The sequence below is a fragment of the Mycolicibacterium frederiksbergense genome, from assembly GCF_012223425.1.
In the GTDB taxonomy this organism is placed as follows: Bacteria; Actinomycetota; Actinomycetes; order Mycobacteriales; family Mycobacteriaceae; genus Mycobacterium; species Mycobacterium frederiksbergense.
Genome location: NZ_CP038799.1, coordinates 1,488,863 through 1,504,069 on the forward strand (window position 1 = coordinate 1,488,863; position 15,207 = coordinate 1,504,069).

The window sequence follows — 15,207 nt, forward strand, 5'->3', positions numbered from 1 at the left end:
GCCATACCGCGCCGAAACACGACCCTGAGGTCGATCTCGCCCCTAGGGCGTGTCTGACAAATGTTTCGGGTGTTTCGGCTGAGACTTAGGCCATGTCACGGTTCCAGCTGCTCACCGATGCTCAATGGTCGTTGATTGAAGAGCTTCTTCCTGTTCGGACAGGTAAGAAGGGCAGGCCTTTTCGGGATGCCCGCCAGATGCTCGAGGGGATCATCTACCGGTACCGGTGCGGCATCGCCTGGCGCGACGTTCCCGAGGCGTTTGGGCCGTGGCAGACGATCTGGACCTGGCATCGAAGGATGAGCGCAGAGGGCACCTGGGATGCGGTGTTGGCGCGGTTGCTGGCTGCCGCCGACGAAGCCGGGATCATCGATTGGTCGGTGTCGGTGGATTCCACGATCGCCCGTGCTCATCAACATGCCACGAACATCACCCGTGACACAGGGGGCTGGGTCGAATTACACAAATCTGGCCAGCGAGCCGCCTGACCACGGCATTGGCCGCTCCCGCGGCGGACTGACCAGCAAGATCCATCACCTCGTCGACGGCCACGGACGACCGTTGGTCGTGCTCGTGGGCGCTGGCCAAGCCAACGACGGACCGGTTCTGGAGCATTTGCTCGCCCACCTGAAAGTCGAGCGCTGCGGTCGGGGGCGGCCACGCACGCGGCCTGATCGCCTGCGTGGCGACAAGGCCTATTCCAGCCGAGCGACTCGACAGCGGCTGCGACGACGAGGGATCGTCGCAGTCATTCCCGAACCGTCCGATCAGATCGGCCACCGCAAACGTCGTGGCACCCAAGGCGGGCGACCACCAGCCTTCGATGCCGAAGACTACAAGGGCCGCAACGTCATCGAACGCAACTTCAACGTCGTCAAGCAATGGCGCGGTCTGGCCACCCGCTACGACAAACTCGCCATCGTTTACCGCGGCGGAGCAGTCCTAAGGGCCATCACACTTTGGCTACCGCATTTATCAGACACGGCCTAGGGGCGGGAGCCCTCCCCCGAGCTAACTCCCGCCGTATTCGGGCCGCAGGATCGGGCTCAGCGCCGACAGCGGGATCCGCGCCTGCACGGTGCCGCCGTCCATCGACCATTGCATGACACCTGGCGTGAAATCGGTGGGGGTGTCCCGGGCCACCGGGTAGTCCGGCATGTAGAGGATGAGCTCGTCGGGTGTCAGCGCCCACGCCCGGTAGCCGCCGGAATACACCGTGTCCGGTGACCACCGGTCCGCGACGAACGGGTAGCTGCCCGGCTGGTGTTGCGGCGGAGCCTGATTCAGCGCCTGCTTCACGAACGGCCGCGCCAGCGGTGCGATGGCCGTCGGCGGGTCGAGGCCGGGCTTGGTCAGATCTGCAAGCTGCAACTGCCGGCCTGCGCCGAAGGTGAAGGTGCGGTAGGCATTGTTGAAGTCCGGCCCGTCGGCGTGGTAGGTCTCGCGGAACACCACCGACAGCGTGTCGCCGTGGTGGAACAACTCATAGTTCGCTTCACCAAAGCTGTTCGCCGCCATCGAGCGCCCGACTCGGGTCCAGTTGTCCACCAGCGTGGTCAGGTATCCGCGCAGCACCGGCCCGACGACAGGGTCGTCGATGAGCTCCCCCGGCACGGCGATCTTGATATCGCGCAACGCATTACGCTCCGAGACCACCGACGTCTGGCAGTACCGACCGTTCCACTGGCCGGCCAGCTGATCGCAGAATGTCGCCGGTGAGGCCACCGCCACGGGAGCGGTGACGGCCGCGAGGACCGCCGCGCCGAGCACGCCGGCCAGGCGCCGCATCAGGGCAGCTCGACGGTGGCGGCGCGCCACTGTCCGTCGACCTTTTCCATGGTCATCTTGATCCGGCTGCGATCGAGCCTGGGATCCGGCACGCTGGCATTCGACACCGACTGGTCGACGAACAGCAGCACCACGACGCGGTCCTCGGCCGCCGACTGGATGGCCGACTCGACCACGACACCGTGTGCGGTGGCCTTGTTGTCGATCAGCAACTGCCGCAACTGCACACTGGACTCCGAGTACATGTCCTTGAACTCTCCGGTGGCGCCCGCGAGCACCTGGTCGAAGTTCTCGTCGACCTTGTCGGAGTCGATGCTCGTGAGCACCTGCGCATACGACACCGCCGCGTCACGCGCCTGCTGCCCGGCCTCGGTCAGCTGCTGGTGCTGCCAGAGCCGCCAGCCCAGAAAGCCCGAAACCGACACCAGCACCACGAAAACCGCGAGGACGGCCGCGGTGGTGCCGCGACGGCGCCGGGCCGGGGATGCGGGCACGGTCGCCTCGGCGTCGGCGCCGACGTCCTCGGCCGTGGGCTGATCGTCATCGGTCTTGTCGTCGGTCGTCACTGTCACAGTTGCTCCTATCTCAGCGGGGCGGTTCGATCGGCAGTACCGGGCCGCCGTACGGCGTGGGAATGGTGAACCGGCCCTTGGGCGTCGGGTCCGTCGTGCGGCCGAGGTCCGCACCGGGCGGTGGACCGGCGGTGTCGTCCCCGGCGGGACGCGGTGCGTTCTTGGCCCCCCGCACCAGAACGCCGGGGTGGTCATCGCGGCAGTAGGTGTACATGTACGGCTCGGGGTAGTCCGCCGAGGACGGCGGGCGACGCGGCGTTCCGTAATCGCAGGCATACCGCGGGTAGATGTCGCCGGTCGCCCACAACCCGTTGTCGTGCATGACGCTTCCCAGCGCGTCCAGCACCGAGGTGCGGTGGTTCGGGAACAGTGCGTTGAGCGCGGGCACCCGCAGGTACAGCAGCCTCGATGTGGTGGTGAGGTTGCCGAGCAACTGCACCATGGTGTCGGAGTTGTCGGCGAACAGGTTGTCGATATCGGTGAGCGCGCCCGGCGCCTGATCGGTGAGCCGACGGTAGCCCTCCCGCATCCGGCTGACACCGTCGAGGGTGGCCGCGAGATGGTCTGCCGCCACGTCGATTCCGGCATTCTTGTCGGCGGCCAGGGTGAACACCGATTGGCTGGTGCGCAGCAGGCTGGTGGTCTCCGGGAGCACCGAATCCAGGGTGGACAGCAGGAACGTACCGCCGTCGATGATGTCGGCGAGCTTCTGCGGGCCGTGCTCGCTGAGGCTCAGCTCACGCCGGATGATGTCCAGCTTCCCGGTGTCCACCTGGGCCAGTGCGCCGTCGGCGTGGGCCAGCAGATCGGCCAGGCTCACCGGCACCGTCGCGCGCCCCTGCTCGACGATGCTGCCGTCGCCCAGGAACGGCCCCTCGTTCGAGGAAGCCACGAAATCGATGTACTGCTCACCGGCCGGCGACAGCCCGGACACCCGCACATCGCTCGACATCGGGATGGGCGCAGACGATTTCACGGTGATCACCGCGTCCACACCGGCCGCGGTGATGTCGAGGCGCTCGACCTTGCCCACCGGCACCCCGCGCAGCGTGACGTCCTGGTTGGGCAGCAGCCCCGCCGATTCGGACAATTGCACGGTGACTCGGTAGTCCGAGTCGAACGGATTGACCCGCAGCGCGCCGACCAACAGATAGCCGGTGGCGACGACGAACGTCATCGCCAAGGCCCCCGCGGACAGCCACGCCCGTTTGCGGTGCCCGGCGCGGACCACGCCGACCAGGACGTCGGCCAGGCCGGCGATCATCGGGGGGCCTGCGGTGCGGGTGCCGGAATGATCTGACCCGGTTCGGTCGGACTCGGGATCACCGGAACCTGCGGAACGCCCGGCCCGCGCCCGACGACGCGTTCCTGCAACCGCAGCAGGGTGTACTGCAGGGAGCCGACCAGTTGGTGCCAGTTGTAGCGCTTGGGACCGTGCAGCCCCGGATCACCGGCGAACCCGATATCGGGGATCGAACCCAGCACCAGCCGGTCGATGCTCGCTCTCGTCGAGATCGCGTTGCTGGCAGTGGCTTTGACCAGGGCGGGCATCAGCCGGTTGAGCGAGTACAGGCTGGCATCGGGCGCCAGCGCGACATCATTCCATGCACCCGCCACGCTGTTGATATCGGCGATCGCGCTGCGCCCGCTGGTATCGGTGCCCGCGATGGACGGGAACTTCTGCAGCTGCACCGATGTGTCACCGATCAGCTGGACGAGATCGGTGATCTGGGTGGTGTGCGCGGCCAGCGTCTCGGTGGCCGGGCCCGCAGCGTCCATCAGTTCGCCGATGGTGTCATTCTTGGCCTCGATCTCACCCAGTAGCCCCGAGGTCTCGGTCAGCGCCGTGGAGATCTGATCGGAGCGGGCGTTCAGGGTGCTCAGGGTGTGGTTGGTCTTGGCGATCAGATCGCCGAAGGCCTGCCCCTGATCGCCGGTCGCCTTGCCCGCGCCGTTGATGATGTTGGTGAGGTTGCGCACCGCACCCCCGTTGACCATGACCGCGGCGGCACTCAGCAGCGACTCCACCGTCGCGGCCGCGGTCGTGGAATCCAGACCGATGGTGTCACCGTCGCGCAGCAGCACCGCGCTCGGCGCCGTGGGCGTGGGCGGCTTGATCGCGACGAACACATCGCCCAGCGGTGTCGCGGAACGCAATTCGGCCGTGCTGCCCTGTGGTAGCTGGACACCGTCGAGAATGCGCAGGGTGGTGACGGCGGTGTAGTGGCGGGCCACCATCGACTCCACCTGCCCGATATCGGCGCCGGCGAGCTTCACCTTCGCGTTGGCGGGCAGGTTGAGCGCGTTGCCGAACACGGCGGTCAGCTCGTAGCCGCCCGCACCCACCCCGGGCGCCGGAAGCGGCAGGCTGGCCAACCCTTCCGTCGCACAGCCGGCGACGGTCAGGCAGGCCGCGACGGCCAGCGGCAGGACGGACCTGGGCAGCCGCGCGCTCACTTCTGCCCCATCGCGGCCATACCGTCGAGCATGTAGGACAGCCCGAAGTCCGGTCCGAAGTCCTGCATCGTGCCGGTGCTGCAACCCAATTGGCGCAGGCCCATCATGTTGCACATCTCTTTGACGGTCTGGGAGTCGAAGAGCACCTTGTCCACCAGGACGTGCACCCGCGCCGAGCCGTTTCGCTGGTCGACGATGTTGTACAGGTTGTCCAGGGTCATGGGGGTCAGATCGAGGAACTCGGCGAGATCGCGGCGATGGTCGACGGTGGTGGTCACCGCGGTGTTGCCGTTGAGGATGATCTTCTTGACCGCATCGCGGTGGGTGGCCAGCACCTCACCGACCTGGGTGATGACATCGTTGAGCTTCTTGCCGGTGGCGCCGGTGCCGAACTGCTCATCGGCCAGGATCTGGCTGAGCTGGTTCACCGACGAGCCGAACTCCCGCAGGGTCGCGTCGTTGCGGGCGGTGGCCTCGAACAACGAGCTCAGGTTGCGGATGCTGGTGGTCAGTTGATCGCCGGTCAGGGTGCCGCGATCGGCGCTGAGCCGCAACGCGTTCGACAGCTCGCCGAGTGCGTCCTTCATCTGCTGACCGTTACCGTCGGCGATCGCGGCCGACGCGTTGACCAGATCGGCGACCGGGCCGTTGCCCGCGCCGTCACCGTGCAGCGATGCCGAGAGCTTGTCCAGGACATCGAGCACGCGGGCGAATTCGACCGGTGTCTTGGTGCGGTTCAGTCCGATGGTGTCGTGGTTCTGCAGGGTCGGACCACCCCGGTAGGGCGGGGTCAGCTCGATCTGCCGGTCGGTGAGGATGGAGTTCGAGATGGTGACGGCCTGCACGTCGGCGGGTACCGCGACGTCCTTGTCCACGCTGAACTCGACCTCGACATATCCGCCCTTGGCGGTGATCGTCTCGACCTTGCCGACCGGCATTCCCAGCACGGCAACGACGTTGCCCTCGTAGAGACCGGCCGCACTGTCGAACTGGGCGGTGACGCGGATGGTGTCGACCTGGTCGCGGACGTAGGACCAGCCGACGCCGACGGCCACCGCCGCCACGATCACCGCGATGGCGCCGACCGCGAGGACCGTCACCGATGGCCGCCTCATTTGCAGTCCTGGAAGTACTCGATCATCCCGAACTGTTCGGCCCGGCCGCTGATCGCGCACATCCACGAGTCGATCAGCAGCCCGTTGGACACATTGAGGTCCACCGCGTTGCCGGTACCCGTGGCATTGGTCAGCCCACGCAGCGCCACCGGGCCGGCCTGCAGGGTGCTGCGCAGCAGATCGTCGTGCTGGCCCAGCATGTCGGACAGTTCGCGGAGATTGACGAGCAGGTTCTCCAGTTCCGGCCGGTCGTCGATGACGATGCCGCTCAGTGTCTCCACCAGATTCGTCAGCGCGGCCATCAGCGCGCGGAAGGACGCCCGCCGGGCGACGAACTCACCGACCAGATCGTTGCCCTGCGTGACCAGCGCGCCGATCGCCGACTGCTGTCGCCGCAGCGTGGTGCTGACCAGTTCGGTGGTCTTGAGCAGCGAGCCCAACTGGTCGCGGCGGTCGGCGATGATCGTCGACAGAGTGTGCGTGTTGGTCAAGGCCTGGGGCACCACCTCGGGCAGACCGTGCATCTGCTCGCCGAGAATGCCCAAGGTCTGGGCGAATTGGTCGGTGTCCACCTGTTCGTAGGTGGTGGTGACATCGGCCAGCGCCTCCTGCAGATCATAGGGAACCTCGGTCCGGCTGAGCCCGAAGGTGTTGTCCGGCAGCGATCCCGGCCCGGCCGGCTGCAACGCCAGGTACCGGGAGCCGAGGATGGTGGTGACCTTGATGATCGCCCGGGAGTCCTGCCCGAGGACGACATCGTTGCGCACCTTGAGCTGTGCTTCGACATGGTCGCCGGCCAACGTCATATCCGTCACCTCGCCGACCGGGATGCCCGCCACGGTGACCGGGTTGCCGGTCTTGAGCGCCGCAGCCTGCAGGAAGTGCGCCGTGTAGCTGCGGTAGCCGATATCGGCGACCTTCACGGCCAGCATCGCCCCGATCAGCACGGTGACCACGGCGATGGCGGTCATGCCCAGCCAGGTCCGGTCCCAGCTGAGCAGCGGCCGGCGCCACCCTCTCCGTCCGTCAGCCATTGGCCATGTTCCTGCACCTCGGTGTGTAGTGGGCCCCCTCGCCGGGGGTCGCCGCGTCGACGATGATCGGTGTCACGTCGTTGAGACCCGGGAAGAAGCCGGTGGCGTTCAGGTCGCACGCGTAGCTGTTGGCGTAGGCGCCCTCGTTGGTGATTCGCGCAAACCCTTTGAGCAGCAACGGAAGGTTGGCGCCGGTGAAGGCGAGCTGCGGTTCGATGCTCACCAGGTGCTGGGCGAATCCCGGTTCGCGGACCACCAACTCGTTCAGCGAGGGGTACACCTCGTCGGCGATGGTGGACAGCTGGCGCACCACCGCGGTGATGGATCCCATCGAGTCGACGAGTTCGGGGCGCCGCGCATCGAAGGCGGACACCACCCCCCGGGTCTGGGTGATGACCTCGTCCAGGCTGTCGTTGTGCTGGGCGAGATTGGTCACCACGACGTTGAGGTCGGTGATCACCTGCCCGAGCTGCTGGTCCTGCCCGGCGAACGAATCGGTCAGTCGCGCAGTCTCATCGACGAGGGTGACGACCGAGGCACGGTCGCCCTGCAGGGATTCGATGACGCCTTTGGTGAGGTTGTCGGCGTCGGTCGGGTTGAGCGCACTGAACAATGGCTCGTACCCGTTGAGCAGCGCCCCGACATCGAAGGACGGATCGGTACGCTCCAGCGGGATCTCACTGCCCGGCGGCAACGCCTGCGGCTCGCCGGTCTCACCGAGCGACAGACCGAGATAGCGCTGACCGACGATGTTCTGGTAGGTAACCGACGCGACGGTGGTGCCGAGCAGTTGCTGATCGCTCTGCACCACGAAGGACACCTTCGCCACATCGCCCTGCAACTCGATCTTCTCGACGCGGCCCACCCGCACACCGGCCATCCGGACGTCATCGCCCTCGCGCAAGCCGAACACGTCGGAGATCACCGCGGTGTAGCCGACGGTGTCGCCGGCGACGTCGCGACGCAGCGTGACATAGACCAGCCAGGTCAACGTGATGGCCACGGCCATGAACAGAGACAGGCCGATCATCGGTCCGCGATACGTCACCGGGCTCCCCCTACTGACACGGTGGTGCCGCGGGCGACCGGACCCAGCAGCAGTTGAGTCGCCGGGCTCGCGGGTCGACCGATGGCCGCGCTCAGCACGTCGCGTTCCTGCGGACTACCGACCGGCCCCACGTTGCCCCCGAACGACGCGGGTGCGGCCTCGGCCGCGAGCGGCGGCCCCGGACGGGGTGCCACCGGCGCCAGGGGTGACAGCGGCACTGGCGGCGGTGGGGTCGGCGCCAGCGCCGGATTGGCGGTGCCGGGCACCGGCGCAGCAGGTGCCATCCATGTCGGCAGCGGCGGATTGGGATCGGCGAGGCTGGGGTTCGGCACGACCAGCGGCGGCCCGGTCGCGGCGAGGTTACCGTCGGCACCCGGCACCGTCCCGACCGGCGGCAGCAGATCCGCGGGCGGCTGATAGTTCTGCGGCAGCAGGACATCGGGCAGCTCGGGGCGGGTCGGCACGAGTGGCGCGGTGAAACAGCTGGGCCCCTTGAGCCCGGCGTACTGCGGGCAGTCGGCGCGGGTATAGGTGTGCGAGGGCGTGAACGAGAGGTTCACCCGCATGTTGCCGGTGTCCAGATCGGAGATCCACACGTGGTCGAAGAACTTGTCCGACAGTTGATTCAGCTTCACGAACGCCGGCACCCAGTGATGAGAGGTGTCGGCGAGCTGGCCGAGCACCGGGGTGAGATCGGAGGTGATCTGCACCAGTCGGTCGGTGTGATTGCCCAGCGCCGTGTGTGTGGTGCCCATGGTGTTGAGTCCTCCGTTGACCAGCGACGTGAGCTGCGCCCGCTGCTCCACCAGGGTCTGCATCGGCGCCACCGCGACGTGCAGCGCGTCGAGAAGTTCGGGTGCCGTGCTCTGCAGGCCCGTGGCCGCGTCGATGAGCGCCGACACCGTGGAGGGCCCCGGCTCGGTCGCCACGATGGCATCCAGCTGGTCCACCAAACGGTTCAATTGCGCTCCGCTGCTCAGTAATTCGGTGCGACGGTGCTCGGTGGCCGCGTTGATGGCGGCCAGCACTCCGATGGTCTTGTCCTCACGCCCGCGGCCGGTGGCGGCCAGGATGTCGCGCAGCTTGCTGATGGTGGTCTGGAACAGCACGGTCGGCAGCTCGGTGTCCTCGGGAATCTGCGCCCCCGCGGTGATCGCCGGCCCGGGGCCACGGTCGACGAGCTGCACCGAGGAGACCGCGAATACGTTGCTGGGCACCACCCGCGCGGTCACCGTGTTCGGGATCGAGGCCGCGTATTCGGGTTTGAGGTCGATCCGCACGAAGTTCGGGTCGCCGTTGGCCGCCGGCGTGACATCGTCGACCATGCCGACGAGCACCCCGTGGTACTTCACGTCGGAACGTTGCGGCAGGCCGTCACCGACGTTGATCAGGGTGGCCACCACCGGCACCCGGGCGTCCAGCCTGCCGGTCGCCTTGACCAGTAGAGCTGCCGAAACCATCCCCGCCACAAGCAGAATCGCGATGCCGGTGGCGAGCAGCTGGCGGTCGGAGAGCCCGCGTCCGTCGGTCTCGATCGAGTTCGGCATCTACCCGCCGAACCTGGCGCCGGAATCGACCGTCCACAGCGCCATGGTGAGCAGCATGTTGACGATGATCACCACGGTGATACTGGCCCGCATGGCATGGCCGGCGGCGACGCCCACACCGACCGGACCGCCGGAGGCGTAGAAACCGTAGTAGCACTGCACTGTTGACGCGATCCACACGAAGATCACGGTCTTGAGCACCGAGAAGAGAATGTCCTGACCGGAGAGCATCAGGCTGAAGTAGTGCAGATAGGAGCCGGTCGATCCGCCGCTGATCAGAAAGACCACCACCTGGGTGGTCAGGTAGCTGACCGCCAGCACCACCACGTAGAGCGGGATCACCGCGATCACCGAGGCCATCAGGCGGGTGGTCACCAGATACGGGATCGGGCGGATCGCCAGGGCGTCCAGCGCGTCCACCTCTTCGGCGATGCGCATCGAACCCAGCTGCGCGGTGAAGCGGCAGCCCGCCTGCGTCGCGAACGCCAGCGAGGCCGCGATCGGCGCCAGCTCGCGGGTGTTCACCAACGAGGAGATGATGCCGGTCGCCGGGCCCAGCCCCAGCAGGTCCAAGAAGTTGTAGCCCTCGATGCCCACCAGCGCGCCGACGGTGATGCCCAGCACCACCGCCACCCCGGCGGTGCCGCCACCGACCACCAGAGACCCGTTGCCCCAAGCGATGTCGGAGAGCAGCCGGACGAACTCACCACGGTAGTGCCGCAGCGCCACCGGGACGCCGGCCACCGCCCGCACGAAGAACACCAGCATGTGCCCGATGCGGATCACCGGAACGGCGCTTCGCCGCAGGCCTCTGGCCCACGGCCCCATGAAGGTCGAGGCCGTCACAGCCCGACCCTCGGGAACAGCATGATGTAGAGCTGGCTGACCGCCACGTTGACCACCATGAGCAGCAGGATCGATTCGACCACCGCCGCGTTCACCGAGTTGGCCACCCCGGTCGGCCCGCCCGCGGTGGACAACCCCTTCTGACACGAGACGATGGCGACGATGGCACCGAAGATCACCGCCTTCACCAGCGCGATGACCATGTCACCGGTGGTCGCGAACGACGCGAAGGTCGCCACGAAGCTGCCCGGGGCGCCGTTCTGGAAGTACACGTTGAACAGGAAGCTGGCCAGGAAGCCGACGAAACACACCACGCCGGTGAGCGCGACGCCGATCATGACGGCGGCCGCGAATCGCGGCACCACCAGTCGCCGGATCACCGAGACTCCCATGACTTCCATCGCGTCGGTTTCCTCGCGCATGGTGCGCGAGCCGAGGTCGGCGGTGATCGCCGACCCCACCGCCGCGGCCATGAGCACGGCCGCGGTCAGCGATGCGGCCTGGCGGATGACGGCCAGACCGCTGGCCGCGCCGGCCAGGGACGTCGCGCCGACCTGCCCGGCCAACAGCGCGAACTGGATGGAGAGGGTGACCCCGATCGGCAGCGCCACCAGCACGGTGGGAATCACCGCGGTGCCGGCCATGAACGCGCCCTGCCGGATGAACTCCTGCCACTGGAACTGTCCGGTGAACAGGTCGACGAACAGATGCTGCAGGGTGCGCACGCCGAGCACGAACTGATCACCGACGGTGCGCAGCGACGCCACCGGATGGCGCCGGACGTAACCGTCGGTCCAGTGCTCGATGGCAGCGAGCCCGTCGGTCGCGCGCTGAATGGGCAAAGCGCTTCCCTCCCGGTAGCGAGCCGCGACCACCCCCGGGCCCGATCACTCGCAATGCTTGGCACGGTATCGCCGCGGTTCCATCGGCGTCAACGTTTTGAGAATTCTCATTCACATATTTGGCGCGTGCAGCGTAGCACCGGCGGCAAACAGGGAGCCTTCATACGCTCAAGCTGCACCGAGGTGGCCGATCCGCACATCTCGGGACTCTCCACTATCGCGGATGGCGGGTTAACTTATTCCGAGCAGGCAGTTCTTCGGGGCGGGACGCCGCCCGCTCCGGCACACCCGCGCGCATCCGAGCCAGTTCAGCAACTTGCGGTCACCGGCACGATCGCGGCAATACGCTGACCCGATGGCACCTGCACAACGCGAACCGAACGTCGTCGTCCTGGGCGGAGGGTCCTGGGGCACCACCGTGGCCACCATCTGCGCGCGGCGCACGCCGACCCTGCAGTGGGTGCGATCCGAGGACACCGCCAAGGACATCAACGACAACCACCGCAACTCGCGCTATCTCGGCGACGAGGTGGCGCTGCCGGATGGCCTGCGGGCCACCACCGATTTCTGCGAGGCCGCACAGAGTGCCGACGTGATCGTGATGGGTGTTCCGTCGCACGGGTTCCGCGGTGTGCTCGAGGAACTCGCCCTGGAGCTGCGACCTTGGGTTCCGGTGGTCTCCCTGGTGAAGGGCCTGGAGCAGGGCACCAACCTACGGATGAGTCAGATCGTCGACGAGGTGCTGCCCGGGCATCCCGCCGGAATTCTGGCCGGGCCGAACATCGCCCGCGAGGTCGCCGAGGGCTACGCCGCCGCCGCCGTGCTGGCCATGCCCGACCAGCATCTGGCCGCCAACCTGGCAGACCTGTTCCGCACCAGGCGCTTCCGCACCTACACCTCCGATGATGTGGTGGGCGTCGAAATGGCCGGAGCGCTGAAGAACGTGTACGCGATCGCCGTCGGAATGGGCTACTCGCTGGGCATCGGGGAGAACACCCGCGCCATGGTGATGGCCCGCGCGGTGGCCGAGATGTCCAAGCTGGGCGTGGCCATGGGCGGGCATCGCGACACCTTCGGCGGCCTCGCCGGGATGGGCGACCTGATCGTCACCTGTACCTCACAGCGCAGTCGCAACCGCCACGTCGGCGAACAGCTCGGGTCCGGGAAGACCGTCGAGGAGATCATCGCGGCGATGAACCAGGTCGCCGAGGGCGTGAAGGCGTCATCGGTGATCATGGATTTCTCCGAGCAATACGGGATTCCGATGCCGATCGCACGCGAGGTCGACGGGGTGATCAACCACGGCTGCACCGTCGAGGACGCCTACCGCGGACTGATGCTGGAAAAGCCCGGCCACGAGGTGCACGGCGCGGGCTTCTAGCGTCCTGCGTCAGTTGAAGTAGGGGTTGGTGCCCTCGGGCCGGTCCAGCAGCGGGTTGCTCGGATTGAGGATGTAGCTGCCTGCCGGGCTGATCACGAAGCCGGACTGGTCGAACGAGTTCTGGCACGCGGTCACCACGCCGTCGGTGCCACAGCTGACATTCTGGAAACCGATGCGCGAGTTGGCGGGCAGCGGCTGGGCCGGCTGATCCCCGACGTAGATCGCGTTGGCGGCGTTCGCGAAACCGGGGGCTCCCACCTGCCCGCCGGACACCACGTTGGCGCCGTTGGGGGCGGCCGGGAACGGCCCACTGCAGCCGTAGCCACCGGTGCCGCGGCTCATCACGCAGGTGATGTCGCCGGGCACGGTGAAGGCGTACATGGTGCCGTCGTTGACGGCGTAGGCGGAGGGCTTGACCAGTTCCCAGGCATTGATGTTCGGGCCCGGCGGCGGTGGGGGCGGCGGCGCAGGTTCGGCACCCGCGATCGCCGGGGCGCTCAAGGCGGCAGCCGCCGCCGTGACGAAGAGCAGACCTCGCATACGCATGGCGACACCCTAGCCAACCTCCGTGATTTCGGCGCGCTCGCGTACGAAACACGTACGTAGCCGCTCCGCAATCACAGGGGTCCGCGACCGGCCATCGCCTCCAGACGCGCGATGCGGTCCTCGATGGGCGGGTGGGTGGAGAACAGCTTGCCGATCTTCTCCCCCGCCCGGAACGGGTTGGCGATCATCAGGTGCGCCTGGTCGGCCAGTTGCGGCTCGGGCGGCAGCGGCGCGGCCTGCACGCCGTAGGCGATCTTGCGCAGCGCGCTGGCCAGCGCCAGCGGATCCCCGGTCAACTCGGCGCCGGACTGGTCGGCCTGGTACTCCCGCGAGCGTGACACGGCCAGCTTCACCACGGTGGCCGCGATCGGCCCGAGCAGCGAAACCAGCAGCAGCGCAAACGGATTCGCGCCACCCTCGCGATTACCACCGAACATCGAGGCGAACATGGCGATATTGGCCAGCGCGGTGATGACCGATGCGAGAGCGCCGGCCACACAGGAGATCAGGATGTCGCGGTTGTACACATGGGACAGTTCATGGCCCAGCACCGCACGCAGTTCCCGCTCGTCGAGGATCTGCAGGATGCCGGTGGTGCAGCACACCGCGGCATTGCGCGGGTTGCGGCCGGTGGCGAACGCGTTGGGCGCGGCGGTGTCGCTGATATACAGCCGCGGCATGGGTTGGCGGGCGGTGGTCGCGAGCTCGCGGACGATCCGGTACATCGCCGGTGCCTGCATCTCGGTGACAGGCTGGGCATGCATCGCCCGCAGCGCCATCTTGTCGCTGTTGAAGTACACATATGCGTTCATGCCGACGGCGAACAGCACCGACAGCCACAGGATCGACGGGTTCCCGAACAGCGAACCGATGAAAACTATCAGCGCAGACATGCTGACGAGCAGCACGAAGGTCTTCATCCGGTTGGCATGAGGATGCCAGGTCATCAGAGTTCCTCCTACGAAAGCCTTCGCTGATGTAACGCCGGTCGACCCCCGTAGGTTCCGGCTACCCGTGCCGGTTGACGGTGTAGTCCACCAGCGTGGCCAGCGCAGCCCGGCCGGGACCCTCGGGCAGGTTGTCCAGCTCCTCGCGCGCCCGCACCGCGTATTCGCGCACCGTCTCCTTGGCGCGCGCCATGCCCGGGGACCGGCGCAGCAGAGTCAGCGCCTCGGCGACCTCGTCATCGTCCTCGATCGGCTGGGCCAGCAGCACCCGCAGTCGCTCGGCGTCGGGGCCGGACTCGCGCAGGGCGTACAGCACCGGCAGGGTGTGCACGCCCTCGCGCAGGTCAGTGCCCGGGACCTTGCCGGACTCGTCGGGATCGCTGTCGATGTCGATGATGTCGTCGGAGATCTGAAACGCCGTCCCGACGATGCCGCCCAGCCGGGACAGCCGCTCGATCTGCTCCTCGCCGGCACCGGAGAAGGTGGCACCGAAACGGCCCGACGCGGAGATCAGGCAGGCAGTCTTCTCGTAGACCACCTTGAGGTAGTGCTCGATCTCGTCGGTACCGCCGGCGGCGCCGCGGGTCTCGCGCATCTGGCCCGTCACCAGCTGGGCGAATGTGTCCGCAATCACCCGCACCGCGTCCGGGCCGAGCCGCGACACCAGCCGCGACGCCGTCGCGAACAGGTAATCGCCGGCCAGGATCGCGATGTTGTTGCCCCAGCGCGCGTTGGCGCTGTCCGCACCGCGGCGCACCTGGGCCTCGTCCATCACATCGTCGTGATAGAGCGTGGCCAGGTGCACCAGCTCGATCACGGCGCCGGCGATGGTGACGTCGTCGTCCTCGGGGCGTGGCCCCAGCGACCCCGACAGCACGGTGAACAGCGGCCGGAACCGCTTGCCGCCGGCCTGGAACAGATGCTGGACGGCCTCGGCCATCAGCTCATCTGCCTTGCCCAGCTCGGTGGCCATCAGATCTTCGACGCGCGCCACTCCGTCGCGCACCTGCGCGGCGAATTCGGGATCCCCGAAGTCCACCCCCGCCACCACGCTCGCCGGTGTCCTCATGCGTCCAACATACTG

15 protein-coding genes are annotated in these 15,207 nt (G+C 67.4%); 2 read left to right on the forward strand and 13 right to left on the reverse strand.

The window, feature by feature from the left end:
• Positions 1-92 precede the first annotated feature (92 nt).
• A protein-coding gene (locus tag EXE63_RS10090; protein ID WP_372451606.1) for an IS5 family transposase occupies positions 93-990 on the forward strand; the annotation gives its coding sequence in 2 pieces (ribosomal slippage) (positions 93-476 and positions 478-990; 897 coding nt in all).
• Between the two features lie 21 nt (positions 991-1,011).
• Here EXE63_RS10090 and EXE63_RS10095 read toward each other — a convergent pair.
• The 10 genes from EXE63_RS10095 to EXE63_RS10140 are packed head-to-tail and all read right to left on the reverse strand — an operon-like array spanning position 1,012 to position 11,249.
• Positions 1,012-1,788 (reverse strand): RsiV family protein, encoded by a 777-nt coding sequence (locus EXE63_RS10095; protein WP_168141828.1) that lies wholly within the window; start codon positions 1,786-1,788, stop codon positions 1,012-1,014.
• Entirely contained in the window at positions 1,788-2,360 is a 573-nt protein-coding gene (locus EXE63_RS10100; protein WP_168141829.1) for an Rv1363c family protein, read from the reverse strand. The genes EXE63_RS10095 and EXE63_RS10100 overlap by 1 nt, the downstream gene beginning before the upstream one ends.
• Positions 2,361-2,373: 13 nt before the next feature.
• Positions 2,374-3,624 (reverse strand): MlaD family protein, encoded by a 1,251-nt coding sequence (locus EXE63_RS10105; RefSeq protein WP_168141830.1) that lies wholly within the window; start codon positions 3,622-3,624, stop codon positions 2,374-2,376.
• Positions 3,621-4,817 carry an MlaD family protein gene (locus tag EXE63_RS10110; protein ID WP_168141831.1) on the reverse strand — a complete coding sequence of 399 codons (1,197 nt, stop codon included), beginning with the start codon at positions 4,815-4,817 and terminating at the stop codon, positions 3,621-3,623. The genes EXE63_RS10105 and EXE63_RS10110 overlap by 4 nt, the downstream gene beginning before the upstream one ends.
• Complete coding sequence (locus tag EXE63_RS10115) at positions 4,814-5,932, reverse strand: MCE family protein (protein ID WP_168141832.1); 1,119 nt, start codon at positions 5,930-5,932, stop codon at positions 4,814-4,816. Before EXE63_RS10115 ends, EXE63_RS10110 begins: the two co-directional genes overlap by 4 nt.
• A complete protein-coding gene (locus tag EXE63_RS10120) occupies positions 5,929-6,966 on the reverse strand; it encodes an MCE family protein (protein WP_168141833.1) in 1,038 nt (345 codons plus the stop codon). Before EXE63_RS10120 ends, EXE63_RS10115 begins: the two co-directional genes overlap by 4 nt.
• On the reverse strand, positions 6,959-8,014 hold the full coding sequence (locus EXE63_RS10125) for an MCE family protein (RefSeq protein WP_168141834.1): 1,056 nt from the start codon (positions 8,012-8,014) through the stop codon (positions 6,959-6,961). The genes EXE63_RS10120 and EXE63_RS10125 overlap by 8 nt, the downstream gene beginning before the upstream one ends.
• On the reverse strand, positions 8,011-9,561 hold the full coding sequence (locus EXE63_RS10130; RefSeq protein ID WP_168141835.1) for an MlaD family protein: 1,551 nt from the start codon (positions 9,559-9,561) through the stop codon (positions 8,011-8,013). Before EXE63_RS10130 ends, EXE63_RS10125 begins: the two co-directional genes overlap by 4 nt.
• A complete protein-coding gene (locus EXE63_RS10135; protein WP_168145498.1) occupies positions 9,562-10,389 on the reverse strand; it encodes an ABC transporter permease in 828 nt (275 codons plus the stop codon).
• A gap of 14 nt (positions 10,390-10,403) precedes the next feature.
• The gene (locus tag EXE63_RS10140; RefSeq protein ID WP_234904433.1) at positions 10,404-11,249 is read right to left on the reverse strand and encodes an MlaE family ABC transporter permease; all 846 of its coding nucleotides are present in this window, start codon (positions 11,247-11,249) and stop codon (positions 10,404-10,406) included.
• 355 nt (positions 11,250-11,604) lie between these two features.
• Between EXE63_RS10140 and EXE63_RS10145 the strand changes: the two genes are divergently transcribed.
• On the forward strand, positions 11,605-12,630 hold the full coding sequence (locus EXE63_RS10145) for an NAD(P)H-dependent glycerol-3-phosphate dehydrogenase (RefSeq protein WP_168141836.1): 1,026 nt from the start codon (positions 11,605-11,607) through the stop codon (positions 12,628-12,630).
• A 9-nt stretch (positions 12,631-12,639) separates the two neighbouring features.
• Here the strand turns inward: EXE63_RS10145 and EXE63_RS10150 are convergent, their stop codons facing one another.
• The 3 genes from EXE63_RS10150 to grcC1 all read right to left on the reverse strand — a co-directional run bounded on the left by EXE63_RS10150 (position 12,640) and on the right by grcC1 (position 15,192).
• Positions 12,640-13,176 (reverse strand): hypothetical protein, encoded by a 537-nt coding sequence (locus tag EXE63_RS10150; protein WP_105365585.1) that lies wholly within the window; start codon positions 13,174-13,176, stop codon positions 12,640-12,642.
• Positions 13,177-13,247: 71 nt separating this feature from the next.
• Positions 13,248-14,123, reverse strand: coding sequence for a zinc metalloprotease HtpX (gene htpX / locus EXE63_RS10155; RefSeq protein ID WP_168141837.1), 876 nt, complete (start codon positions 14,121-14,123; stop codon positions 13,248-13,250).
• A gap of 61 nt (positions 14,124-14,184) precedes the next feature.
• Positions 14,185-15,192: a nonaprenyl/(2E,6E)-farnesyl/geranylgeranyl diphosphat synthase gene (gene grcC1, locus EXE63_RS10160; protein WP_168141838.1), complete on the reverse strand. Its 1,008-nt coding sequence runs from the start codon at positions 15,190-15,192 to the stop codon at positions 14,185-14,187.
• Positions 15,193-15,207 lie beyond the last annotated feature (15 nt).